Source organism: Micromonospora sp. NPDC093243 (assembly GCF_044753725.1).
Taxonomy (GTDB): Bacteria; Actinomycetota; Actinomycetes; order Mycobacteriales; family Micromonosporaceae; genus Micromonospora.
Genome location: NZ_JBIVNT010000001.1, coordinates 672,526 through 697,848, shown reverse-complemented (window position 1 = coordinate 697,848; position 25,323 = coordinate 672,526). Strand labels below are relative to the sequence as shown.

At 73.1% G+C, this 25,323-nt stretch carries 18 protein-coding genes; 8 read left to right on the top strand and 10 right to left on the bottom strand.

Annotated elements, in window-relative coordinates; genetic code table 11:
* Positions 1–57 precede the first annotated feature (57 nt).
* The 5 genes from ACIP9D_RS03200 to ACIP9D_RS03180 are packed head-to-tail and all read right to left on the bottom strand — an operon-like array spanning position 58 to position 4,161.
* A complete protein-coding gene (locus ACIP9D_RS03200; RefSeq protein WP_350870440.1) occupies positions 58–1,023 on the bottom strand; it encodes a zinc-binding alcohol dehydrogenase family protein in 966 nt (321 codons plus the stop codon).
* Positions 1,020–1,379, bottom strand: coding sequence for a hypothetical protein (locus tag ACIP9D_RS03195; RefSeq protein WP_350870437.1), 360 nt, complete (start codon positions 1,377–1,379; stop codon positions 1,020–1,022). The genes ACIP9D_RS03200 and ACIP9D_RS03195 overlap by 4 nt, the downstream gene beginning before the upstream one ends.
* The gene (locus ACIP9D_RS03190) at positions 1,376–2,242 is read right to left on the bottom strand and encodes an extradiol ring-cleavage dioxygenase (protein ID WP_350870434.1); all 867 of its coding nucleotides are present in this window, start codon (positions 2,240–2,242) and stop codon (positions 1,376–1,378) included. The genes ACIP9D_RS03195 and ACIP9D_RS03190 overlap by 4 nt, the downstream gene beginning before the upstream one ends.
* 27 nt (positions 2,243–2,269) lie before the next feature.
* Complete coding sequence (locus ACIP9D_RS03185) at positions 2,270–3,040, bottom strand: citryl-CoA lyase (RefSeq protein ID WP_350870431.1); 771 nt, start codon at positions 3,038–3,040, stop codon at positions 2,270–2,272.
* Positions 3,025–4,161 carry a CoA transferase gene (locus ACIP9D_RS03180; RefSeq protein WP_350870430.1) on the bottom strand — a complete coding sequence of 379 codons (1,137 nt, stop codon included), beginning with the start codon at positions 4,159–4,161 and terminating at the stop codon, positions 3,025–3,027. The genes ACIP9D_RS03185 and ACIP9D_RS03180 overlap by 16 nt, the downstream gene beginning before the upstream one ends.
* Positions 4,162–4,354: 193 nt before the next feature.
* Between ACIP9D_RS03180 and ACIP9D_RS03175 the strand changes: the two genes are divergently transcribed.
* The 3 genes from ACIP9D_RS03175 (at position 4,355) to ACIP9D_RS03165 (ending at position 8,435) form a co-directional block, all read left to right on the top strand.
* Positions 4,355–5,791: an amidohydrolase family protein gene (locus ACIP9D_RS03175; protein ID WP_350870428.1), complete on the top strand. Its 1,437-nt coding sequence runs from the start codon at positions 4,355–4,357 to the stop codon at positions 5,789–5,791.
* 3 nt (positions 5,792–5,794) lie between these two features.
* On the top strand, positions 5,795–6,598 hold the full coding sequence (locus ACIP9D_RS03170) for an IclR family transcriptional regulator C-terminal domain-containing protein (RefSeq protein ID WP_350870427.1): 804 nt from the start codon (positions 5,795–5,797) through the stop codon (positions 6,596–6,598).
* 238 nt (positions 6,599–6,836) lie between these two features.
* Complete coding sequence (locus ACIP9D_RS03165; protein WP_350870425.1) at positions 6,837–8,435, top strand: DHA2 family efflux MFS transporter permease subunit; 1,599 nt, start codon at positions 6,837–6,839, stop codon at positions 8,433–8,435.
* Positions 8,436–8,530: 95 nt separating this feature from the next.
* Here ACIP9D_RS03165 and ACIP9D_RS03160 read toward each other — a convergent pair whose 3' ends face one another.
* The 4 genes from ACIP9D_RS03160 to ACIP9D_RS03145 form a co-directional block, all read right to left on the bottom strand.
* On the bottom strand, positions 8,531–9,136 hold the full coding sequence (locus ACIP9D_RS03160; RefSeq protein ID WP_350870424.1) for a TetR/AcrR family transcriptional regulator: 606 nt from the start codon (positions 9,134–9,136) through the stop codon (positions 8,531–8,533).
* A gap of 133 nt (positions 9,137–9,269) precedes the next feature.
* On the bottom strand, positions 9,270–10,829 hold the full coding sequence (locus ACIP9D_RS03155) for an alkaline phosphatase D family protein (RefSeq protein WP_350870421.1): 1,560 nt from the start codon (positions 10,827–10,829) through the stop codon (positions 9,270–9,272).
* A gap of 148 nt (positions 10,830–10,977) precedes the next feature.
* Positions 10,978–11,922, bottom strand: a complete 945-nt coding sequence (gene bla / locus ACIP9D_RS03150; protein WP_350870418.1) for a class A beta-lactamase — start codon at positions 11,920–11,922, stop codon at positions 10,978–10,980.
* 112 nt (positions 11,923–12,034) lie between these two features.
* On the bottom strand, positions 12,035–12,493 hold the full coding sequence (locus ACIP9D_RS03145) for a DUF5709 domain-containing protein (RefSeq protein WP_350870416.1): 459 nt from the start codon (positions 12,491–12,493) through the stop codon (positions 12,035–12,037).
* Between the two features lie 217 nt (positions 12,494–12,710).
* Here ACIP9D_RS03145 and ACIP9D_RS03140 point away from each other — a divergent pair, with 217 nt between their 5' ends.
* Both ACIP9D_RS03140 and ACIP9D_RS03135 read left to right on the top strand, forming a co-directional pair.
* Positions 12,711–15,524: a family 78 glycoside hydrolase catalytic domain gene (locus ACIP9D_RS03140; protein WP_350870414.1), complete on the top strand. Its 2,814-nt coding sequence runs from the start codon at positions 12,711–12,713 to the stop codon at positions 15,522–15,524.
* 83 nt (positions 15,525–15,607) lie between these two features.
* The gene (locus tag ACIP9D_RS03135; RefSeq protein ID WP_350870412.1) at positions 15,608–20,254 is read left to right on the top strand and encodes a family 78 glycoside hydrolase catalytic domain; all 4,647 of its coding nucleotides are present in this window, start codon (positions 15,608–15,610) and stop codon (positions 20,252–20,254) included.
* 61 nt (positions 20,255–20,315) lie between these two features.
* Here the strand turns inward: ACIP9D_RS03135 and ACIP9D_RS03130 are convergent, their stop codons facing one another.
* Entirely contained in the window at positions 20,316–21,347 is a 1,032-nt protein-coding gene (locus ACIP9D_RS03130) for a LacI family DNA-binding transcriptional regulator (protein ID WP_350870410.1), read from the bottom strand.
* 315 nt (positions 21,348–21,662) lie between these two features.
* Between ACIP9D_RS03130 and ACIP9D_RS03125 the strand changes: the two genes are divergently transcribed.
* From ACIP9D_RS03125 to ACIP9D_RS03115, 3 genes are read left to right on the top strand one after another with little or no spacing between them, the layout of a single operon-like run.
* Positions 21,663–23,186: a sugar ABC transporter ATP-binding protein gene (locus ACIP9D_RS03125; RefSeq protein ID WP_350870408.1), complete on the top strand. Its 1,524-nt coding sequence runs from the start codon at positions 21,663–21,665 to the stop codon at positions 23,184–23,186.
* Positions 23,183–24,244 (top strand): ABC transporter permease, encoded by a 1,062-nt coding sequence (locus tag ACIP9D_RS03120; RefSeq protein ID WP_350870405.1) that lies wholly within the window; start codon positions 23,183–23,185, stop codon positions 24,242–24,244. Before ACIP9D_RS03125 ends, ACIP9D_RS03120 begins: the two co-directional genes overlap by 4 nt.
* Positions 24,234–25,292 (top strand): ABC transporter permease, encoded by a 1,059-nt coding sequence (locus ACIP9D_RS03115; protein WP_350870402.1) that lies wholly within the window; start codon positions 24,234–24,236, stop codon positions 25,290–25,292. The genes ACIP9D_RS03120 and ACIP9D_RS03115 overlap by 11 nt, the downstream gene beginning before the upstream one ends.
* The last annotated feature ends 31 nt before the right edge of the window (positions 25,293–25,323 follow it).

Here is a 25,323-nt window from a genome sequence, read left to right as displayed (position 1 = left end):
CCTCGACGGCTGCCGGGTGGTGCCCGCCGGCCCGGACGGAGATCCGTCCGGGCCGGGTCAGAAGGCGAGGACGATGCGGCCGGCGGCCGTGCCGGCGGCCTGCCGCGCCCAGGCGTCCGCGACCGAGGTGAACGGCACGATCTCGTGGTCGACGGTGAGCCGGCCGGCCGCCGCGTGCCCGGCCACCACGCCCAGCGCCGCCGCCCGCTGCTCGCCCGACAGCGCGTTGTTGGTGTAACCGATCAGCCGCAACGACCCGCTGCGCAGCGTCGCGGACTCGATCGGCGCGATCGCGCCCGCGGAGCTGCCCAGGTTGACCAGGCGGCCACCCGGGCGCAGCACCCGCAGCGCCGCCGCGGCCGGAACGCCGAAGACCGGATCGAGCACCAGGTCGACCGGGCCGTCGGCGGCGTCGCGCAGCCGGTCGGCCAGCGTCGCGACATCGTCGTCGGGGAGCAGGGGTACGGCGACCGAGGCGCCGAGTTCCTCGGCGCGGGCGCGCGCGGGGGCGGAGCGGGACACCGCGATCACCCGGCGTGCCCCGGCGAGCCGGGCCAGCTGCACGGCCGCCTGGCCGACGACACCGCCGGCGCCGAGCACGACGACCTGCTCACCGACCGTGAGATCCCCGGCGTGGGTCAGCGCCGCGTGCGCGGCGACGGCGGAGAGCCCCAGCGCGGCGAGCAGGGCCAGCGGTACGTCGGCCGGCAGCGTCACCACGTCGGCGGCCGGCACCGCCACGGTGGCGGCCATGCTGCCGTGCACGCCGGGTCGCATCCCGGCCGAGGTGCCGAACCAGACGGCGGTGCCGTCGTCGAGCCGGCCCACGCCCTGCACCCCCGGCACGTACGGGGTCGGCGGGGTGCCGAAGTAGCTGGTCCCGGTGGCGCAGAGCACGTCGAGCGGGGTGATCGGCACGGCCTCGACGGTGATCGGCAGCTCACCGGTGGCCGGCACCGGGGCCGGCCGTTCGGCGATCGTCGGCGCCGTGCCGCAGGCGGTGAGCAGGGCCGCCCGGATCATGTGGCGATGTCCGGGTACGGCAGGTCGAAGTGGGCCAATCGCGCGCCGTAGGCCAGCTGGTACTCCAGCGGCCCGTGGTCGCGTTCGAACAGGGCGATGAAGAGGGTCAGGGTCAGGAACGGGTGGGCGCCGAGCTCGAAGAGCTTCACGTGGTCGTGGGTGGCGAGCGCCTCACGCTCGATGTCGTCGAAGCGCAGCCAGGTGCTCGCCTCGCCGGTGTGGCAGTTGAGCACCCTGTTGGCGAACTCCGCCTCCCACCAGGTGACCAGCTCGCGCGGCTCGCTCCGGTAGCGCTCGACCAGCTCCGGGTCACGGTCCACGGTGTAGAGGAACTTGTTCAGCAGGTACTTGCTCATGCTGCCGGCGCTCCGTTCGGGTACCAGGTGAAGTAGGCCTCCATGGTGTGGAACAGATCGAGGGTGTCGACGTGGTCGGCCTTCGCGCCCTCGCCGGCCACGCCCATCATCAACATGAAGTCCATGAAGCCGTGGGTGGCGTTGCCGGGCGCGTGCAGGCTGTCCAGGGTGACCTCGCGCAGACACCCGTCCAGGTCGCCGTTCGCGATCCACTCGACGGCCCGCCGGTCGAACTCGGGGTCGGGGCCGTGCGGTCCGAACTGCCGGGGCCCGCCCAGCTCGAGCGAGAGGTGGCCGGTGCCGATGATGGCGACCCGCAGGTGCGACGGCCACGACTCGACGATCTCCCGGATCGCGGCGCCGAGCTGCACGAAGCGCTTCGGCTGCGGCAGGGGCGGCGCGAAGATGTTCGTGTAGATGGGCACGATCGGCAGGTCGGCCTCGGGCCGCAACGTGATGATCGGGCAGGTGATGCTGTGGTCGATCCGCAGCTCGTTGCTGAACGCGAGGTCGAAGCCGGAGTCGAGGCCGGCCCGCAGGATGTGCGCCGAGAGGTCCTCCTGGCCCTTCAGCAGCATCCGCGGCAGGCCGAACTCGCGTTCCTCGTTGTACCAGTTGGCGTCGTAGGCGGGCGCCTTGCCGACCAGGAACTGCGGCATGTTGTCCAACCAGAGCTGGTGGAAGTGGTCCGAGCCGACCATCACCAGCACGTCCGGCCTGGCCCGGGTCAACGTCTCCCGGAACGCCAGGATCTTGCTGGTCCACTCGTCGGCGAACGGTGGCCGGTCCGCGCCGGTGGCCGTGCTGGCCCGGTAGTAGAAGGGATGGTGGGTGGAGGCGATGACCGCGACGACGGTGGCCATTCCCGCTCCTCTCGCTGCTGAAGGGGCTCAGGGTTCGTAGACGGCGTTGCGGTCGACGGTGCGGTAGATCTCCATGCCGAGCGGCCGGCGCCGCTCCTCGGCGAGGTGCCCGAGCAGCCCGGCCGCGCGGGCCAGCAGGGCGAAACCGCGCAGCAGCTCGACCGGGAGGCCGAGGTCGGCGAGCGCCGCGCCGCAGACCCCCGCGCCGTTGAGCGGCAGGGTCCGACCGAGCACCTGGGGGTGCACCCGGCCGATCGCCTCGAACAGCCGCAGGTGCGGACCGCGCAGCCCCTCCTCCTCGGCGATCCGGATCAGCACCGGGGTGCGCGGATCCTCCTCCTTGTGCACCGGGTGCCCGAGGCCGGGAACGAGGCGGCGCTCCTGCCGGGCCCGGGTGACGGCGTCGAGGGCCACCGCGTCGTAGTCGGTAACCTCGCCGGCCTGCGCGAGCGTGTCGGCCAGGAAGCGCCCGCAGTCCTCGGTGACGCCGAGGAAGCGGGAACCGCCGCCGAGCAGGCCGGCCGCGAGGGCGCCCTGCAGGGCCTCGGGCGCGGAGAGGTAGGTCAGCCGGGCCGCGATCGCCGTCGGGGTGAAGCCGTGATCGGCGAGCGCCACCAGCACCGCTTCGAAGACCCTCACCTCGCCCGAGGTGGGGCGTCGCCCGGCGACCAGCCAGTACGCCAGCTCGCCGAAGCCGACCCTGCCCATCAGGTCGGCGGCCAGGTCCTGCCCCAGCAGCGAGATGGTGGTCGGGTCGGACGTGCCGATACCGGTGGGGAAGCTCAGCTCTTCAGCCACGCGCGGATCTCCTCGCCGTGTTCGTCGATCCCGGGCGGCGGCAGCTCGTATCGGGCCGGGGTGTCGGAGAAGGTGATGGGGTTGCGGACCCCGGGTACGTCGCCGACGGTGACCACCGGGTCGAGCCCCAGCTCCTCGGCGAGCGCGACCCCGCCGTCGATCGTGTTGATCGGTGCACAGGGGACGCCGGCGGCGAGCAGCTCGCGGAACCACTCGTCCTTGGTGCGCTTGGCGAGCCGCTCGACCAGCAGGGGTCGCAGCTGCTCGCGGTTGGCGGTGCGGTCCTGGTTGCGCCCGAAGCGCGGGTCGTCGGGCAGCTCCGGCAGGTCGAGCACCTGGCAGAGCTTGCGGAACTGCCCGTCGTTGCCGGCGATGACGATCAGCTCGCCGTCCGCGGTGGGCAGCGGCTCGTACGGGAAGAGGCTGGGGTGCGCGTTGCCCATCCGGAACGGGACGGTGTCGCCGGCGACGTAGCCGCTGGAGTGGTTGACCAGGCCGGAGAGCGCGGAGCTGAGCAGGTTCACCTCGACGTGCTGACCCCGGCCGGTCTCGCCGCGGTGGTGCAGGGCGGCGAGGATGCCGATGCTCGCGTGCAGCCCGGCCATCACGTCGAAGACCGAGATGCCGGCCCGGTAGGGCGGGCCGTCCGGATCGCCGGTGAGGCTCATCAGCCCGGAGATCGCCTGCACCATCAGGTCGTAGCCGGGGAAGTCCGCCCCGGCGCCGGTGCCGAAGCCGCTGATGCTGGCGTAGACGATCTTCTCGTTGCCGGCGGCGACGGTGTCGTAGTCCAGACCGAAGCGGGCCAGACCGCCGGGCCGGAAGTTCTCGATCATCACGTCGGCGCGGCGGGCGAGTTCGCGAGCGGCCTCGAGGTCGCCCGGGTCCTTCAGGTCGAGGGCGACCGACCGCTTGTTGCGGTTGATGCCGAGGTAGTACGTCGAGACGCCGTCGCGGGTGGGCGGCATCCAGGTGCGGGTGTCGTCGCCGCCGGGGCTCTCCACCTTGATCACCTGTGCGCCCAGGTCCGCCAGGAGCATCGTCGCATAGGGCCCGGCCAGGATCCGGGAGAAGTCCGCGACGAGCAGGCCTGCCAGCGGCCCTGCCGAGTGCTGCACCATGTCACCGCCCGTTCTGCGGACATCTGTCCGCGAGGACAGCTTGCGGCAGCCGAACCGCCGTGTCAACGGGCGCGTCACCGTGCGGAAACACGCTCTTGACACGACCCGTGACGGGGACCACACTGGCGCCACTCGGGCTGCCCGTACAGCGGACAAGGGTCCGAAACTCCGTACCCGGAAAGGATGGGTGGCGATGAGCGCAACCGACCGGCCGGTGGTCCTTCGCAACGGCCTGGTGCTGACCATGGACGACGCGCACACGGTGCTCTCCGGCGCCGACGTGCTGGTCATCGGCGACCGGATCGCGGAGGTCGGCGTCGGCCTCACCGCGCCCGACCACGCCGTGGAGATCGACGCCACCGGCGGCATCGTCATGCCCGGAATGGTCGACACCCATCGGCACATGTGGCAGACCGCCATGCGGGGGTACGGAGCCGACTGGACCCTGACGCAGTACTTCGTCTGGTACTACCTCGAGTCCGGCAAGCTGTTCCGGCCCGAGGACGTCTACGCCGGCAACCTGCTCGCCGCGATCGAGGCCGTCGACGCCGGCGTCACCACCACCGTCGACTGGTCGCACGGCCTGCAGACGCCCGACCACGCCGACGCGGCGGTCGACGCGCTCGAGGCGGTGCCCGGCCGGTTCGTCCTCGCCTACGGCAACATCCAGCAGGGTCCGTGGCAGTGGGCCACCTCGCCGGAGTTCCGCGACTTCCACCGCCGCCGCGTCGACGGCGGCAAGCTGGCCGGCTTCCAGTTGGCCTTCGACGTCACCGGCGATCCCGCCTTCCCCGAGCGGGCCGCCTTCGAGGTGGCCCGGGAACTCGGCGTCGCGGTGACCACGCACGCCGGCGTCTGGGGCGCGACCAACGACGACGGCATCCGGCTGATGCACGAGCACGGCTTCATGACCCCGTCGACCGTCTACGTGCACGCGTCGACGCTCACCCATGACTCGTACAACCGGATCGCCGCCACCGGCGGCTCGGTCTCCGTTTCCACCGAGAGCGAGCAGAGCGCCGGGCAGGGCTACCCGCCCACCTGGCAGCTGCGCCACCACGACATCCCGGTCTCGCTCTCCATGGACACCAGCGTGTGGTGGAGCGGCGACCTCTTCTCCGCGATGCGCTCCACGCTCGGCGCCGACCGGTCCCGGGAGCACCTGGAGGCGCACGCCAAGCAGGAGACCGTCACCCACTGCCACCTGCGCGCCGAGCAGGTCGTGGAGTGGGCGACCCGGGGCGGCGCCCGGGCCCTCGGCATGGACTCGGCGATCGGCGCGATCACCCCCGGGCGGCAGGCCGACATCGTTCTGATCAAGAACGACGCCTCGCCGGTGATGTTCCCGATCCTCAACCCGCACGGCCACGTCGCCTTCCAGGCCCAGCGCGGCGACGTGCACACCGTGCTGGTGGGCGGCAGGATCGTCAAGCAGGACGGCCGGCTGGTCGACGTCGACCTCGCCGCCGCCCGGGCCAAGGTGGCGGCGACCGTTTCCCACCTGCGGGAGACCATGGGCGAGCAGGCGTGGCAGCGGGGCATGAACCCGGACATTCCCGAGACGGACCTCCTCGAGAACCCCTACCAGTACACCGAGTGGGACGCCGGCTCGGCCCAATGGAAGCATTAGGACATGAGTGACACCGGAAGGGGCGCCGGGCCTGACTTCATCGAGGCCCTCGCCCGCGGGCTCGACGTCCTGCGCTCCTTCCGCCCGGGCTGCCCGTCGACCACGCTCAGCGAGATCGCCACGGCCACCGGCCTGGCTCGGCCGACGGTCCGCCGTATCCTCATCACGCTCGAAGCGCTCGGCTACGTCCGCGCGGTCGACCGCGGCTTCGCCCTCACCCCGCGTGTGCTCGAACTGGGTATGGCCTACGTCAACGCGCTGAACATGTGGGACATCGCCCGCCCGCACATGGAGCGGCTCGTCGAGCAGACCAACGAGTCGACCTCGATGGCCCAGCTCGACGGCAGCGACATCGTCTACGTGGCCCGGGTGGCCGTACCGAAGATCGTCACGCTTGCCGTCACCATCGGCACCCGCTTCCCGGCCCCCGCGACGTCGATGGGCAAGGTGCTCCTCGCGGCGCTGCCCCCGGCGGCGCTGACCGCCGTGCTCACCGAGCCGACCCGCTCCGGCATCACGCCCCGCTGGCAGCCCTCGCCCGGGGAGCTCGACACCGCGCTGCGCGAGGTCCGGGCGAAGGGCTGGGCACTCGCCGACCAGGATCTGGCCCCGGGCATCCGGTCCATCGCCACCGGCGTACGCGACGGCGACGGAAAGGTCGTCGCCGCGCTCAACGTGACCGTGCACGCCGCCGAGACCTCGGTGGAGACGCTGCTGGAAGAGCACCTGCCGAAGCTGCTGCGCGCGGCCGCCGACATCGGGCACGACTGGGCGCTGACCGCGGCGGTGCCGGTGGTCACCGGCTGACGTAAAGACCCGGGCAGGAGTGCCGGGGCGATCGACACCCCGACGTCCGGTCACCATCGGGGCGGCCGAACGGGTGTGTCGCGGCGATCGTCGGTAATCCGGCGGCGACTTGTCGGTGCCTGCGGTTAGTCTTCCCTGCGCGCGTCGTCGCCTCGGTACGTCGCGCCCCGCGCCCGATGGCGCGGCACCGCCGCCACCACCCACCATTGGCCGGCACATTCGATTTACAGGAGAGTTTGTGACACAGCAACCTGTCGTGGCACCGCCTGTCGCGACATCGGACAAGCTCGACGCCGCGGTTCTCAAGGTGGCCGGCGTCGTCGTGCTCGGCGCGATCATGTCGATCCTCGACGTGACCGTGGTGAGCGTCGCGCTGCCGACGTTCCAGGACGAGTTCGACGCGTCCTACGCGCGGGTGGCGTGGACGATGACGGCCTACACGCTCGCGCTGGCCACGGTGATCCCGCTCAGCGGATGGGCCGCCGACCGGTTCGGCACCAAGCGCCTCTACATGGTGGCGCTGGCGCTCTTCACGATCGGGTCCGTGCTCTGCGCCACCGCCGACACGATCGGGCAGCTCATCGCCTACCGGGTGGTGCAGGGCCTCGGCGGCGGCATGCTCATGCCGATCGGCATGACGATCATGACGCGGGCGGCCGGGCCGCACCGGATCGGCCGGCTGATGGCCGTCCTCGGCATCCCGATGCTGCTCGGCCCGATCGGTGGCCCGATCCTCGGCGGCTGGCTGATCGACACCGCCAGCTGGCACTGGATCTTCCTGATCAACCTGCCGATCGGCCTGATCGCTCTCGTCTACGCCCAGTTCGCCCTGCCGAAGGACAACCCGGAGCCGTCGGAGTCGTTCGACTTCGTCGGCATGCTGATGCTCTCGCCGGGCCTCGCCCTGTTCCTCTACGGCGTCTCCTCGCTGCCCGAGGCCGGCACGTTCGCCGACGCGAAGGTCCTGGCGCCGATGCTGGTCGGCGCCGCACTGGTGGTGGCGTTCGTCCTCTACTCGTTCAGGCCCCGGCACCCGCTGCTCGACCTGCGGCTGTTCGCCAACCGCAACCTGACCATCGCGTCGCTGACGCTGTTCGTGTTCATCATCGCGTTCATGGGCGCCGGCCTGCTCTTCCCGAGCTACTTCCTCCAGGTGCGCGGCGAGTCGACGCTGGCCGCCGGCCTGCTGATGGCGCCGCAGGGGATCGGCGCGATGATCACCATGCCGATCGCCGGCACCCTCGCCGACCGGGTGCCCGTCGGGCGCACGGTTCCGTTCTCGCTGGCGCTGATCGTTCTCGGGTTCTTCACCTTCACCCAGCTCGACGCGGACACGTCCTACCTGCTGCTCTGCGGGTCGCTGTTCGTCATGGGGCTGGGCATGGGCGGCACGATGATGCCGATCATGACCTCGGCGCTGAAGACGCTGAACGCGCAGGAGGTCGCCCGCGGCTCCACGCTGGTCAACATCCTCCAGCAGATCGGCGGCTCGGTAGGCGCGGCCGTGATGTCGGTGATCCTCACCAACGAGCTGAACGGTTCCCGGCCGATTCCCGGCGTGACGGACCCGAGCGGTGAGCCGTTCACCGAGGCCGGTCTGGCCATCGCCAGCCAGCAGCGGCCGGAGCTGACCCAGCAGCTTCCGGTGGACCCGTCGATCATCGACCGCGGGCTCGACTTCGCGGCCAGTTCGTTCGCCAACACGTTCTGGGTCGCGTTCGCGCTCGTGGCGGCCACGTTCATCCCGGCCGCGTTCCTGCCCCGCCGGCGGGAGCCGTCGCACCTGCTCGACGGTGAGCAGCCGGAGCAGCCGAAGGCGCCGGTCGTCATCCACTGAGCCGACCGTCCGTCGGGCACGTCACGGCGTGCCCGACGGGCGGGATGCTCCCGCGCGCCGTCGTGCGCCGGCCGCCCGACCTGGCCGCATCTGCCCTACGCGGCCGGCGCGCTCGCCCGGAGGTTGTCGATCGCCACATCGAGGGCGGCCTCAAGGTGGGTGATGTCCCCGGTCATGAGCATCAACAGCACGCCGCCCTGGATCCCGGCGAGCAGCGCCGCCGCCGCGCGTTCGACGTCCAGTTCGGCCGCCACCTCGCCGGCCCGCTGCATGTGCCGGATTCCCGCGGTGAGTTCGGACTGCCACTTGCGCATCAGCTCGGTCTGCACGGCGCGAGCCCCCGGAGTCCGCTGGTCGAGCTGGGAGAAGACGATGTGCAGCGGGCACTCCTGACCCTGGGCCAGATAGCGGGCCACGACCCGGTCGCGCCACGCCTGGAAGGCCGGCCAGGAGGTGAGCTGGCTCAACATCGGCTGCTGGTCGCTCAGCACCTTGTCGGCCTCGAGTCGCGCCACGGCGAGGAGCAGCTCCTCCTTGCCCTGCGGGAAGTAGTGGAAGAGCTGGCTCTTGCTGGTCTTCGTCCGGGCCAGCACGTCGTCGAGCCGGAACACGGCGATGCCCCGCTCGCGGATCTCCGCGGCTGCGCCCTCGACGATGCGCTGCCGGGTCGCGCTGCCCTTGCGGGTGAACGTCGCGGCCATGTCCCACCCTTCGTCTGGACCTACCAGTCCAATTCTAGCGACCGCGTCGGCGTGTCCGGGCGGGCGTGGGCGCGACGTGCCGCGGCGCCGCCGGCCCGGGACCAGGGCCGGCGGCGCCGCAGCGGGTGCGGGGTCAGGAGAGCGTGTCGGTCTGGACGCCGGGGCGGCCGTTCTCGACGACGAAGCTGGCGTGCGTGCTCACCGGAGCCCCCGGGGTCGTGACGTACGGGACGACCCGGTAGTCGCTGCGCCACTCGTCGCGTCCGACCGTGCAGCGCACGTACCCGCGCCGCTGGTTGTAGTACCTCATGTGCGGGTTCGAGGCGAGCCACTCCCGGCCACGGGCGTCGATGTCGGCGCCGTCGGCCCCGGAGCTGATCGAGGTGCCGAGAAACTCCGTCCCCACAGTGCGGGAGTTCTGGTCGTCGAAGTTCTGCTTGAGGTCGGCGACCATGCTGCAGTGCGCGTCACCGGTGACGACCACCATGTTGTCGACGTTCCGGCTGGCGACCGCGTCGAAGATCCGCTGCCGGGCCGGCTCGTAGCCGTTCCAGTTGTCGTCCGACAGCTGCTCGCCCGGTCCGGGGTCGCGGTCGGCACGGGCCATGACCGTCTGCTGGGCCAGGATGTTCCACGTCGCGCGCGACGCGGTCAGGCCCTCCAGCAGCCACTTCTCCTGCTCCGCGCCGAGCATCGAGCGCGTCGGGTCGTCGGCCTCGGGCGAGCCGGGCGGGACCTGGTCGTCGCGGTACTGGCGGCCGTCGAGGATGTTGAACTCGGCGAGCCGGCCGTAGCGCAGCCGTCGGTAGAGCCGCATGTCCGGGCCGTGCGGCAGGGCGCTGCGCCGCAGCGGCAGGTGCTCGTAGTACGCCTGGTAGGCGGCGGCCCGCCGGGTCAGGAAGCTCTCCGGCGACTGGGCGGCGTCCTCGGAGTTCTCGTCGGCGTAGTTGTTCTCCACCTCGTGGTCGTCCCAGGTGACGGCCCAGGGAAACCGGCCGTGCGCGGCCTGCAGGTCGGGGTCGGTCTTGTACTGAGCGTGCCGGACCCGGTAGTCGGCGAGGGAGAAGATCTCCGCGGCGGGCAGGTGCGCCCGGCCGATCGTGCCGGCCGCCGGCCCCTCGTAGATGTAGTCGCCGAGGTGGACGACCAGGTCGAGGTCCTCGTCGAGCATGTGCCGGTAGGGGGTGAAGTGGCCGGTCGGAAAGTTCTGGCAGGAGACGAACGCGAAGGCGAGGCTGCGCGGCAGGTCCCGGAAGGCCGGGGCGGTGCGGGTGCGGCCGACCGGGCTGATCTCGGTGCCGGCCCGGAACCGGTAGAAGTACTCCCGGTCGGAGCGCAGCCCGCCCACCTCCGCGTGCACCGAGTGCCCGAGCTCCGGGGTGGCCAGCTCCACCCCCCGGCGGACGACGTGGCGGAAGCGGGGGTCCTCGGCGACCTCCCACCGCACCGGCACCACGTGCTGTGGCATCCCACCGAGACCGTCTGCCGCCAGCGGCTCCGGGGCGAGACGGGTCCAGAGGACGACACCGTCGGGCAGCGGGTCGCCGGACGCGACGCCCAGGGTGAACGGGTTGTCAGGGAGCCGGCCGGTCGCCCAGGCCGGAGCGGCGGACCAGCCGGCCACCGCCGCTGCGACCCCGGCGCCGGCCGCCCCGGCCAGGCCGAGGAACGCGCGCCGATCGAACTGCTGCATCGAAGATCTCCTTACGACGGAGGGGAAGATCAACTCGATCCTCGGCAGCAGCGGTGAGGATCAGGTTTCCCTGTCGTTGCCGACCGACGGCCATCCCGGGCACAGCAGTCGACGGCGGTGGATCATCTGTCGATCCCTGGGGCAGGAGTCAGCGGCGCAGCGTGTCGACGGCGACCCGGGTCGCCTGCGCGATGAGCGCGTCGTCGTACGTCGCGTCCTTCCCGCTCCGGCTCGACATCACCGCGAGCACGATCGGCGCGCCCTCCGGCGGCCAGAGCACGGCGATGTCGTTGCGCGTGCCGTATCCGCCGGAGCCGGTCTTGTCGCCCACCACCCAGCCGTCCGGGACGCCGGCCCGGACGAGGCCGTCGCCCGTGGTGTTGCCCCGCAACCATCCGTTGAGGAGGTCCTGGTCCTCGTCGGACAACGCGGTGCCGACGGCGTACGCGCGCAGGTCGTCGGCGAAGGCTCGCGGCGTGGTGGTGTCCCGCTCGTCGCCCGGCGTGGCCTCGTTGAGGGCGGTCTCGTAGCGGGCCGCCTCGGTGGTCGTGTCGCCGAGGCGGCGCAGCGCCTCCTCGAAGCCGCGCGGCCCGCCGAGGCGGCGCAGGATCAGGTTGGCCGCGGTGTTGTCGCTGTACCGGATCGCGGCGTCGGCCAGGTCGCGCAGCGGCATCCCGACGGCCACGTGCTTCTCGGTGACCGGGGAGTGCGCCACCAGGTCCGCTCGCGGGTAGCGGACGACGCGGTCGAGGTCGGCGGTCGACGTCCGGTCGAGCAGGGCCGCGACGGCCAACGCCTTGAACGTGGAGGCGTAGGCGAACCGTTCGTCGGCCCGGTACCGCACGCTCCGGCCGGTCCCGGTGTCGACCGCGTGGACTCCCAGCCGCGCGTCGAACGCGGTCTCCAGCCGGCGGAACTCCTGCTCGGCCCGGGGTGTGGCGACCGCGGTGCCACCCGGGCCGGACGTGGCGGCGGCACCGGTCGGTGCGACGGGGCTGTCCGTGCGGGAGGGGTCCGTGGCGTCGCAGGCGGTGAGCGGAGTGAGCGAGAGCACCGCGAGTGCGACGACGGCCCTTACGCGCGAAGGTCGCATCCGTCCCTCTCCGTCCGGCCGGGGGCGAGCGTGTTCGGCTCACCCGAGATGACGGTGTCGGGCTGCCCGACCTCCAGGGCAGCCCGACGGGGCGCGACCCCGGTGGGCGCGCTCAGCGCAGCGGGCCGTCCCCGGGGCCGTTCGGGTCGTCGACCAGGTGGACCGCGGCCTCCTCGGCGCTCGCGGCGCCCGCGTCGATGCCCGCGTCCCAGGCCACCGACTCGGCCTCCTCGTCCTCGCCGAGGCCCTCGTCATAGGCGACGAGGCGACCCGCGCGCGCCTCGCGCTCGTAGCCGCGCCGGGTCAGCTCGTCCTCGTCGTCGCCCCCCTCGGCGTACGGGTCGACATCCGGCTCCTCCTGGGCGAGCAGCTGGTCGAGGGACTCGCCCGCTCGCTCCTCGGCGGGCGTGGTGCCGAACCGGTTCGCGCCCCGCCAGTGGTCCTCGGCGATGATGCCGGTGTCCAGCGGGTCTCCGATCCGGTCGTCCAGGGTGTCCGACGCGTCCAGGACCCCGTCGTCCTCGGCGACGTTCCACTCCTCGTCGGAATCCACCCGTTCGGTCTGGCTCACGACGGTCTCCTCTTCGTCACGGTGTAGCGATGCAGGCCAGCCTAGGACGCGTCTTTCCAATCTTGAAACGGCGTCCCGCCGAACGTGACGCAGGCCGTTCACCCCGGGGGGCCGTACATCGATCGCTGTGCTGGCCGGATCCGGCCACCGGGGACGTCTTCACACGGCGAACACGAGCACGTAGCCTGCCTGAAACGATTCACAGGTGGAGGCGGGCGTGACACCTCGGAATCTCACAGCCGGACCGCTGTTCCCCGTGCTGGGCCGCGGAGCCGCGCTCCTGGCGGCCGCCACCGTCGTCGCAACGGTCGTGGCCGGGGCGCCCCCGGCGCTGGCCGCCCACGGTCACGCCCCGCACGCGCCGGTCGCGCTCACGGTCGGCGACCGGGTCCGCCCGCTCAACGTCGAGGGCACACCACGGTTCGGCTGGCTGCCCCGGGACACCGACCCCGGCGAGCGGCAGACCGCCTACCGGATCACCGTCAGCGAGGCCGGCGGCGACCGGGTCTGGGATTCCGGCAAGGTCACCTCCGACCAGCAGTCCTACGTGCCGTACGCCGGGCCCGCCCTGCGCCCCGGCGCGGCGTACCGGTGGACGGTGCGCACCTGGGATCGCACCGGCCGGCAGTCCCCGCCCGGAAGCGGCGCCTTCGAGACCGGCATCTCCGACGGCCAGTGGGAGGGCGCGAGCTGGATCCGGCGCGCCACCACCGAGGCCGACGACTACACCCTGGCCCGCACCGAGGTACGCCCCAACCCCAGCCGCGTCGTCCGGGCCCGCGCCTACACCGCCGCCGACCACACCTACGAGCTCTACCTCAACGGCGCCCGCGCCGACCGGGGCACCTCCTTCGGCTACCCCGGCGAGGACTACTACCAGGCGGCCGACGTCACCGCCCTGGTGGCCGCCGGCAGGCCGCTCGTGATCGGGGTGCGCTACCACTGGTACGGCAGCGGCCAGGGTCGCCCCGCGGGTGCCCGTGGGCTGCTGGTGAAGCTGGTCGTCGAGCACGCCGACGGCTCCCGCGAGGTGTTCCGCACCGATTCCTCATGGCGGGTCGCCCGGGACACCCGCTTCGTCGCCGGCGCCGAACGCCGCAACGGCGAGGGCGACCGGGTCGAGCGGCAGGACGCCCGCGCCGAGGTCACCGGGTGGATGCGGCCCGGCTACGACGACAGCGCCGCGCCGTTCACCGCCGCCGAGGTGCTCGGCGCGCACCCGACCCCGGCAAACCCACACCTGATCGGGCAGGAGACCCGGCTGGCCGAGCGCGGCGTCGCGCCGGTGGCCCTACGTACCGCCGCCGACGGCACGGTGGTCGCCGACTTCGGCGTGGTCATCCCCGCCCGCCCGGTCGTCCGGTTCGACGCCGGCGTGGCCGGACGCACTGTCGCCTTGCGCGCCGGCTACACCCTCACCGACAGCGGCCGGGTCGCCACCTCCACCCTGGACTCGCAGGGCACCGACATGAGCTTCCCGTACCTGCAGAAGGACGGGGCGCAGGAGTTCCGGGCCTTCACCCACCTGGGCTTCCGCTACCTGGAGATCCCCGACGCAGGCGAGGAGATCTCGCCGCGGGACGTCTCCGCCGTCCTGGTGCACACCGACGTACCGCCCGGTGGGGAGGCCACCTTCACCAGCTCGGACGCGACCCTCGACGCGGTGTGGTCGATGATGAAGCGCTCCGCGCTCTACTCCGTCCAGGAGGCGTTCGTCGACACGCCCACCCGGGAGAAGGGCCAGTTCCTCGGCGACGCCGCGAACATCTCCTACGCCACCATGGCCGCGTTCGCTGAGCGCGACGCCACCCAGCAGGCCATCCGCGAGTTCCTCCGCTCGGCCACCCGCTACTGGAACACCGGCGACGACCGCGGCCGGTACAACGCGGTCTATCCCAACGGCGACGGCAAGCGGGACATCCCCGACTACTCGCTGATGTTCGTCGACTGGGTCTGGCGGTACTGGACCGAGACCGGCGACTGCGAGCTGCTGGCCGAGGCGTACCCGGCGATCCGGGACACCGCCGACTACGTGCTGCGGCACATCCCGGCCAGCGGTCCCACCGCGGGCCTGGTCACCGACCTGGCCGGTGGCAGCGGCGCCTACCGCTACGGCATCGTCGACTGGCCCGAGCCCGGCCGGTTCGGCTACGACATGACGGCCGCCGCCCGGACCACCATCAACGCCCAGGGCGTGGACGTGCTGCGCACCACCGCCCGGATGGCCGAGGCCCTCGACCGGCCGGCCGCCGAGGTGGCCGGATACGACGGGCACGCCGCCGCGCTCACCAGCGCGATCAACGCGACGCTGCGCGCCGCCGACGGCGGCTACGTCGACGGGCTCTCGGCCACCGGTGAGCCCAGCGGCCACGCCGGCCAGCACGCCACCTCGTACGCCGTCGCCCACGGGGTGGCCCCCCGCGCGGACCTGCCGGCCCTGGCCCGGCAGCTCGCGTCGATGGGTATGAAGCAGGGACCGATGACCGCGCACTGGCTGCTGCGTGCCCTCGCCGACGCCGGCCGGCCGGACGCGGTGCTGCGGCTGCTGACCAACCCGGACGACCTGGGCTGGGCGAACATCCTCGCCCGGGGCGGCACCTTCACCTGGGAGGCGTGGACCCTCGACCCCGGCAGCAACTTCAGCCAGTCGCACGGCTGGGGAGCGCAGGCGGTGGTCGACGTACAGGAGACCCTGCTCGGCGTCCGCACCGCCAGCCCGGGCGCCGCCGTCGTCGAGGTCGCGCCGCCCGCGGTCGGGCTCGACCGCGCCGCCGGCACGGTGCCCACCCAGCGCGGTCCGGTCCGCCTCGACTGGCGGCGCACCGGCTCCGGCCTACGCGTCGACCTCGACGTGCCGGTCAACGTGACCGCCCGGGTGGCGCTGCCGGTCACCGCCGGGAAGAGCTATCGGGCGGCCGGACCGAGCAGGGCCACCTTCGTCGGCATCTCCGACGGCCGCGCCGTGTTCGAGGTCGGCTCCGGCCGGTCCAGCTTCCACCCGGTCGGACATCCGGCCGCCCAGCCCCGCTGACCAGAGCTCCGGGCCGCCCGCCGGCCGCCCGGGCGCCGCCCACGTCGGGTGCGGACCGCCGCACAGAAGGGTGAGGACCAGCCATGATGCGCACGAGGCGGTACCGGGCCGCACTGTCCGCGACTGTCGTACTGCTCCTCGGTCTGACGCCGACGGTGGCGCCGGGTCCGGCGGCGGCCGCCGCACCGGAGGCCGCACCCCGGCTCACGGTGACCGGCCTGACCACCGAACGGGCGACCGACCCGATCGGGCTGGACGTGGCCCGGCCCCGCCTCGGTTGGCGGATCGACGCCGCCGTTCGGAGCGTGGTCCAGGAGTCCTATCAGGTGCGCGTCGCCTCCAGCCGGGACCGCCTGGCCGACGCCGACGTCTGGGACAGTGGCCGGGTCACCTCGCGGGCGAGCACCCTCGTGCCGTACGCCGGGCCGCAGTTGCGTCCGCGCACCCGCTACGCCTGGCAGGTCCGGGTCTGGGACACCAGGGGCCGCGCCTCCGGGTGGAGCGTCCCGGCCTCCTGGGAGACCGGCGTGCGGGGGGCCGAAGGCTGGCGGGCCGACTGGATCGGGCTGCCGTCGCCCACCGAGTCCTGGACGGACTACACGGTGCAGACGACGCTCCGCCTGGAACGCGACGCCGCCGGGATCTTCCTGCGGGCCAGCGGGTCGGGCAACGCCTACATGTGGCAGTTCTCCATCACCGGCGGGAGCGCGAAGCTGCGCCCGCACCGGCGGGTCGACGGCGCCTGGACCCTGCTCAAGGAGGTGCCGCTGGGCGGGATCGTGCCGGCCGACCGGCTGACCGCACCGCACACCCTGCGCATCACCGCGGCCGGCGACACCATCACCAGCTGGGTCGACGGCACCCAGGTCGACGTCACCCGGGACACCGCGCACCGGGCCGGCTCGGTCGGCCTGCGTACCAACGGGGTGGAGACCGGCGTCTTCTCCGACTTCTCGGTGACCAGCGGCGGCGACACCCTCTTCGCGGCGCCGCTCACCGACGGCGAGAACCCGTTCGGGGCGGGTACGCCCACCGCGGGCGGCCTGCGGGTCGGCGGGGACGCGGAGGCGATGCTCACCGCGCTGGACGCGAACCCGCTGCTGCGCCGGGGCTTCCGGGTCGACGGCGAGATCGCCCGCGCCCGGATCTACGCGACCGCGCTCGGGGTCTACCAGCTGTCGCTCAACGGCCAGCGGGTCGGCGACCACGAACTGGCCCCCGGCTGGACCGACTACGACAAGCGGGTGCAGTACCAGACGTACGACGTGACCCGGCAGCTGCGCCCGGGCGACAACGCGCTCGGCGCCCTGCTCGGCGACGGCTGGTACGCCGGCAGCATCGCCTGGTTCGGCACCGACAACTACGGCTCGCGCCCGCACCTCAGCGCCCAACTGGTGATCGACTACGCCGACGGGCGCACCGAGACGATCGGCACCGACGGCGGGTGGCGGGCCACCCCCGGGCCGTTCCGGCAGAGCGACCTGATCCACGGCGAGAGCTACGACGCGCGGCGGCTGCCGGCCGGCTGGGACCGGCCCGGCTTCGACGATTCCGGCTGGTCGCCGGCGAGCGTGGACGACACCGGCGCCACCGGGCGGATCGTCGCCCAGGTCGACCCGCCGGTGCGGGTCGTGCAGGAACTGCCGGCCCGGGCGCTGACCCAACCCACCCCGGGCACCTGGATCTTCGACCTCGGCCAGAACATGGTGGGCAAGGTCCGGCTGAAGCTCGACGGCCCGGCCGGCGCCACCGTGCGCCTCCGGCACGCCGAGGTGCTCAATCCCGACGGCACCGCCTACACCGCCAACCTGCGGTCGGCCCGGGCCACCGACCTCTACACCCTGCGCGGTGGCGGCCCCGAGGTCTACCAGCCGACCTTCACCTTCCACGGCTTCCGCTACGTCGAGCTGACCGGCTATCCCGGCACCCCCGACCTGTCCACCGTCACCGGTCTGGTCATGCACACCGACGGGGAGCTGACCAGCGAGTTCGAGACCTCCAACCCGATGGTCAACCAGCTGCACAGCAACATCACCTGGGGGCAGCGCGGCAACTTCCTCTCCATCCCGACCGACACCCCGGCCCGCGACGAGCGGCTCGGCTGGACCGGTGACATCAACGTCTTCGCCGAGACCGCGACGTTCAACATGGACAGCCTGACGTTCCTCAGCAAGTGGTTGCAGGACCTGCGGGACGCCCAGTCGGCCAACGGCGCGTACCCCGACGTCGCGCCGCGGGCCTGCTGCGGGGACGGCGCGACCGGGTGGGCCGACGCCGGCATCACCGTGCCGTACACGCTGTGGCAGCGCTACGGCGACACCCGGGTGGTCGAGGAGCACTACCCGTCGATGGTGCGGTACGCGTCCTGGCTGGAGAGCACCAGCTCGGGCAACCTGCGTACCAACGCCGGCCCGTACCTCGACTGGCTCAACCTCGACGACCCGACGCCCGCCGGTGTCATCGGCACCGCCTACTACGCGTACAGCATCCGGCTGCTGGCCGAACTGGCCGGCGCGCTCGGTCGGGACGCCGACGCGGCCCGCTACACCGCGCTGGCCGGCGACATCGCGCAGGCGTTCGTCGACGCGTACGTCTCGGCCGACGGCACCGTCCAGGGCGACAGCCAGACCGGGTACGTGCTGGCCATCGGCATGGGGCTGCTGCCCGAGCCGCTGCGGGCCAAGGCCGCCGACCGGCTGGTCGACAACGTACGCCGGCACGACTGGCACCTCTCCACCGGCTTCCTCGGCACCCCCGACCTGCTGCCGGCGCTGAGCGACACCGGGCACCTGGACGTCGCCTACCGGCTGCTGCTCAACGACAGCTATCCGTCGTGGGGCTACGAGATCGCCAAGGGCGCGACCACGATCTGGGAGCGCTGGAACTCGATCATGCCGGACGGGAGCTTCGGCGACGTGTCGATGAACTCCTTCAACCACTACGCCTACGGCGCGGTGGGGGACTGGATGTACCGGACCGTCGCCGGCATCCAACCCGACTCCGACCACCCCGGGTACGCGCACCTGACGATCGCGCCGCAGCCGGGCGGCGGCCTCACCTCGGCGCGGGCGTCCTACCGGTCGATGTACGGGGTGATCGGCAGCGACTGGGACCTCGACGCCCGCGGCGACCTGCGGTTGCGCCTCACCGTCCCGGGCAACACCACCGCCACGGTACGTGTCCCGGCTCCGGGGCGGCACGCGGTCACCGAGGGTGGCCGGCCGGCGGAGCAGGCCGACGGCGTGCGGTTCGTCCGGATGGACGGCGGGACCGCCGTCTACGAGGTCGGCTCCGGTTCCTACGCCTTCGCCGTCGACCGGGTGCTGGGCGACCTGGGTGACTCCGCCGACGCGGTACGGGAGTTGACGGCGCTGACCGACGAACTCGCCGGTCAGTTGGGCAGCCCGACGGTCGCGTACCTGCGCGCCCGGCTCGACCGGCTCGCCGCCCAGACGGCGGCGGCGCGCACGGCGTACCTGGCGGGCGACGCCCGGGCCGCCGCCGACGTGCACCGGGCCCTGGCGACGACGGCCGACCTGGCCCGGTGGCTGCGGACCCAGGTCGCCGCCGGCCGCCTCAACCCGGCCCTCGCCGACCGGTTCACCGCGCCGCTCACCCGGCTCGACCAGCGGCTCTCCGCGGCGTCGTCGGCGCTGGTCGGGGCGGTGGTGCGGCTCGATCTCCCGGTGGGCGAGCGGTTGCCCGGCGACGTCGTCCGGGCGACCGTCCTGGTGTCGAACGGCGGCCCCGATCCGCTGACCGGGGTGACGTCCGATCTGCGGGCGCCGGCCGGTTGGACGATCACCCCGGTCGGCGGCCGGGCCACCACGGTCGCGCCGGGTGGAACCGTGAGCCACCGTTACGACCTGCGGATCCCCGCCGGCCAGTCGCCGGCGGGCGAGCCGGTCGAGGGCTCCGCCGGCTACCGTCACCGGGGCGGGACGGCGACCCTGCCCGTCGCCGGGACGATCACCGTCGCGCCGGCCGTGCAGATCGTGTCGGCGGCCGCGGCTCCCGCCGCCGTCGCGCCGGGCGCCGCGACGACGGTCGGCACGGTGCTGCGCAACCGGGCCGCCGTGCCGGTGACGGGACGGCTCGCCGTCACCGCGCCGGAGGGCTGGCGGGTCGAACCGGCCACCGCCGGGTACGACCTTGCCCCGGGCGCGGAGACCACCGTGTCCACCGTGCTCGCCGCGCCGCTGTCGGTGACCGAGGAACCGGCGGAGGTCACGGTGGCCACCGGCGGTACGGAGGCCGAACGCCGGGCCCTCGCGGTCCCGGTCCGGATCGACAATCCGCCACCCGGTGCGTACGACCACGTGGACCTCGGCGACCCGGCCTCCGAGCAGGCGCACCGCCTCGCCGCCTCGCAGTACTCGGGCACCAACAGCGAGGCCGGCCTGACCCGCCGGTACACCGACGTGACCCGCCCCGGCGGTTGGTTCGAGTTCGACCTCGCCGTCGCGCCCGGTCAGCCGTTCCTGCTGCGTGCGGTCGAGACCTACGACCAGCCGCAGCTGAAGGACTACGAGGTGGTCGTGGACGGGGTGGTGGCGCAGGCCCGCAGCTGGCGGCGTACGGCGGGCGGGGCCGGCACGGTCAGCTACCAGCTCGTCGTCGACCTGCCGGACGCGACCCGCGACGGGGCCGTCCGGGTGCGGTTCCGGGACAGTGGCAACGGCTACGACCCGTCCATCGCCGACGTGTGGTCCGTGGCCGTGCCGTCCTGAGGCCCGCCGCGCCGCCACCGCGCCGGGGAGGGGTCGGTACGGTGGCGCGCCGGTGGGGCGGTCAGCGCCGGGCGCGCCGGGGCTGCTCGCTGGAGCGCCGCACCACCAGCTCCGGCTGGAACACCACGTGCCGGTGCCGGTGCGTGTCGCCGGACTCGGCCTCCTCGAGCAGGAGTTGCGCGGCGGTCCGGCCGAGCTGCTCGCGGGGCTGGCGTACCGACGAGAGCGGCACCGCCGCCGCGTCGGCGAACTCGATGTCGTCGTAGCCGACGATGGACACGTCGGCCGGCACCCGCAGGCCGCGCGCGGTCACCTCCTGGAGCACCCCGAGCGCGATCAGGTCGTTGGCGCAGAAGACGGCGGTGGGGCGCTGCCGGGCGGGCAGGGCGAGCAGCTGCTCGGCGGCGCGCCGGCCGGCGGCGACGGTCAGGCTGGTGGTCACCGCCACCTGGAGTTCCGCGCCGGTGCCACGCTCTTCCACCGCGGCGGCGGCCCCGGCGTGCCGGTCGGCGACCTGGGCGATCGAGAGCGGCCCACCGAGGTAGGCGATGCGCTGGTGGCCCTGGTCCAGCAGGTGGTCCATGGCCAGCCGGCCGCCCAGCACGTCGTCCACGGCGACCGAGCAGCGGCTGGCCCGGCCGGTGCCCCGGTCGACGAGCACCACCGGGATGCCCCGGTCGATGAGCTTCTCCAGCTGGGGTTGGGGGCCGTGGCCGACCGGGGTGATGAGCACCCCGCGGACCCGCTGTTCCTCCAGCAGTTCCAGGTGGCGGCGCTCCCGGGCGTTGTCCCCGCCGCTGTTGCAGACCACCAGCATGGCGCCGGCCTCCTCGACGACCTGTTCGGCGCCGCGGACCACGTCGGTGAAGAAGGGGTTGGCCACGTCCAGCACGACGATGGCGACGGTGCGGCTGTGCCCGGCGCGCAGCTGCCGGGCCGAGTCGTTGCGGACGTAACCGAGCTCGGTGATCGCGTCGAGCACCCGCTGGCGGGTGGCGGGGGCGACGCTGTCGGGCCGGTTGAGCACGTTGCTCACCGTGCCGAGGGAGACGCCGGCGTGCCGGGCGACCTGCTTGATGTTCGCCCCTGCCATGGCTCCCTCGACGATCCGTGCGGTGGTTCGCGGTCCGGTGCGGGCACGCGGTCGCGGTCGGCCCGGGGCTGTCCGGGCGCGTCGCGCCGGATGGGCGAGCCGGGTCGACCGGCAGTGTATAGCGACTAAAACGTTTCATCCAGCCGGCGGTGTCGGCCCGCGCGTCCCGGATCGCCGGCGTCCGGAACCGGTCCGCGCGGGATCGCACGTCCGCCTCGGCAACGGGGGAGAAATCAGCGGGAAACTCTTGACGCTCGTGAATGCCTCCCCCTACGGTCCATGCACGACACGTGAAACGATTCAGGAGGGGATCGGATGAGCCCCGACGCACCGGGCGCGGACGGCGCTCCGCTGCTGGAACTCGACGCGGTGACGAAGTCCTTCGGGGCGGTCGCCGCGCTGCGCGGGGTGCACCTGGCGCTGCACGCCGGTGAGGCCCACGCCCTGGTCGGCGAGAACGGGGCGGGCAAGTCGACCCTGGTGAAGGTCCTGGCGGGCGCGCACGCCCCGGACTCCGGCGGGATGACCCTCGACGGACGGCCACTGGAGCTGCGCGGCCCCGCCGACGCCCGGGCCGCCGGCATCGCGGTCATCTACCAGGAGCCGACGCTCTTCCCGGACCTCTCGGTGGCGGAGAACATCTTCATCGGCCGGCAACCACTGCGCGGCCTGCGCCGCATCGACGCCGCCGCGATGAACCGCGACGCCGAGCGGCTGTTCCAGCGGCTCGGCGTCCGGATCGATCCCACCCGGCCCGCCCGCGGGCTCTCCATCGCCGACCAGCAGCTCGTCGAGATCGCCAAGGCCCTCTCCTTCGACGCCCGGGTGCTGGTCATGGACGAGCCGACCGCCGCGCTCTCCGGGGTGGAGGTCGAACGGCTCTTCGCGGTCGCCCGGTCGCTCTGCGAGCGGGGCGCCGCGGTCCTGTTCATCTCGCACCGCTTCGACGAGGTGTTCGAGCTCTGCCAGCGGGTCACCGTGTTGCGCGACGGCGCCTGGGTCTGCACCGACCGGGCCGCCGACCTGAGCGTGGACGAGGTGGTGCGGCGCATGGTCGGACGCGACGTCGCCTCGCTCTATCCCAAGCAGGAGGCCCCGGTGCGGGACACGCTGCTCGAGGTGCGCGGGCTGACCCGGGCCGGCGTCTTCGCCGACGTGTCGTTCACCGTCCGCGGTGGGGAGATCGTCGCGCTGGCCGGGCTGGTCGGCGCGGGACGAAGCGAGGTCGCCCGCGCCGTCTTCGGCGTCGACGGGTACGACGCGGGCGAGGTGCGGGTGGCCGGCCAGCGTCTCCCGGCGGGCAGACCGGGCCGGGCGATCCGCGCCGGGATGGCGCTGGTCCCCGAGGACCGGCGGCAGCAGGGCCTGGTGATGGAGCTGTCGGTCGAGCGCAACGCCACCCTCGCCCGCCGGCGGGCCCTGAGCCGGCTGGGCCTGCTGCTCGGCGGCGCGGAGCGCACCGAGGCCCGGCACTGGACCCGGCGCCTACAGGTGAAGGCGGCCCGGCTCGGCGCGCCCGTGGCCACCCTCTCCGGCGGTAACCAGCAGAAGGTGGTGCTCGCCAAGTGGCTCGCCACCGAGCCGCGCGTCCTGATCATCGACGAGCCCACCCGCGGCATCGACGTCGGCACCAAGTCCGAGGTGCACCGGCTGCTGTCGGAGCTGGCCGGCGAGGGGCTGGCCATCCTGATGATCAGCAGCGAGCTGCCCGAGGTGCTCGGGATGGCCGACCGGGTCCTGGTCATGCACGAGGGGCGTCTGGTCCGCGAGCTGTCCCGCGCCGAGGCGGACGAGACCTCCGTGATGTTCGCCGCCACCGGGCAGGGAGCGACCGCATGAGCCGCACCGACGCCGGCGCGCCCGAGCAGGTCAGCGCGACCGCCCTGACCGTCCCCGACCGGCAGCGGCGCGGCCTCACCGAGCGCCTGCTCGCGGTACGGGAGCTGAGCCTGCTGATCGCGCTCGCGGCGCTGGTCCTGGTGACCAGCGTCCGCAACGACCGCTTCCTGAGCAACCAGAGCGTCAAGGACCTGCTGCTGGGTTGCGCGCTCCTGGTGATCCTGGCGGTCGGGCAGACCCTGGTCATCGTCACCCGCAACGTCGACCTGTCGGTGGGCTCGATCCTCGGCCTGGTCGCGTTCGCCACCGGCTCGCTGTTCCTCGCGGCGCCCGGCACCCCGTGGCCGGTGGCGCTGCTGCTCGGCGTCGGCCTGGGCGCGATGTGCGGGGTGGTGAACGGCGGCCTCATCGCGGTGGCCCGGGTGCCGGCCCTGGTCATCACCCTCGGCACCCTCTACGCCTTCCGGGGCGTCGACTACTACTGGGCGTCCGGCCGGCAGATCAACGCCGCCGACATGCCGCGATCGTTCCTGCGGCTGGGCAACCAGACGCTGCTCGGCGTACCCGTGCTGTTCCTCGTCGCGCTGGTCGTCGTCGCCGCCGTCGGTTTCTACCTGCGCTCCTACCGCAGCGGGCGGGAGCTCTACGCGATCGGCTCCGAGCCGGCCGCGGCCCGGCTCTCCGGCATCCCGGTCGGCCGGCGGGTCTTCGCCGTCTTCGTGGCCAACGGTGCGCTCGCCGGGCTGGCCGGCGTGCTCTACGCGGCCCGGTTCGGCACGCTCGACGCCGCCGCCGGCACGGGCCTGGAACTCCAGGTGGTCGCCGCCGCGGTGGTGGGCGGGGTGGCCATCTTCGGCGGCAGCGGCAGCGCCTACGGCGCCGCGCTCGGCGCCGTGCTGCTGACCACGATCGGCAGCTCGCTCGCCGTCCTGCGCATCGACCCGTTCTGGCAGCAGGCCGTGGTCGGCGCGCTCATCCTCGCCGCCATCGGTCTGGACCGGCTCCTGGCCCTGCGAACGGCGGCCCGGCTCCGAGGGAGAAGCGCCCATGGCGCATGACAGCCTGTACGCGGCACCGCCCCGGGCCGACGCCGAGGGTGGCGCGGGCCGGCTCGCCACGGTACGCGGGGTGCTCGGCTCCTGGGACGCGGTGATCGTCGTCGCCCTCGTGGTCGCGGTGCTGCTCGCCGGCCTGACCGTGGAGAACTTCGCCACCGGCCGCAACGCCCAGTTCCTGCTGCTCGACCTGGTGCCGCTGGCGCTCCTCGCGCTGCCGATGACCCTGATCGTGGTCACCGGCGAGATCGACCTCTCGGTGGCGAGCATGGTCGGTCTCGGCAGCACCCTGATGGGGCAGCTCTGGCTCTCCAGTGGACTCTCCCTGGAGCTGATCTGCCTCCTCGTGGTGCTGCTCGGCGCCGTGCTCGGCGCGGTGAACGGCCTCTTCGTCACCGGCTTCGGCCTGCCGTCGCTGGCGGTGACCATCGGCACGCTCGCCCTCTACCGCGGGCTGTCGTTCGTGGTGCTCGGCGACCAGGCGGTGGCGGACTTCCCGGCCGGCTGGACCGCGGCCGTCGTGCGGAACATCCCGGGCACGTCGATCCCGGTCGCGCTCGTCGGGGTGCTGCTGCTGGCCCTGCTCTTCGGCGTGGTGCTGCACTTCACCCCGATCGGTCGCGCGCTCTACGCGATGGGCAACAACGACCAGGCCGCCACCTTCGCCGGTGTCTCGGTGGCCCGGACGAAGTTCTGGCTCTTCGTGGTCTCCGGAGCGGTCTGCGGGCTGGTCGGCGTCTTCTGGACCCTGCGCTACGCCAGCGCCCGCGGCGACAACGCCACCGGCCTCGAGCTGACCGTGGTGACCGCCGTGCTGCTCGGCGGCGTCTCGATCTTCGGTGGCCGGGGCGGTCTGCTCGGTGTGGTGGCCGGCGTGCTGCTCCTCGGTGTGCTCCGCAACGCCCTGCAACTCGCCGACGTCGACGCCAACGCGTTGACGATCGTCACCGGCACTCTGCTCATCGTCTCCGTCGTGCTGCCCAACGCCGTCGCGGACGTGCGCGCCCGGCTGCACCGCCGCCGACAGCGCGCGCGCCCCGTCGCGCCGTGACGTCCCCCGCTCACCAACCACCCCCGGAAGG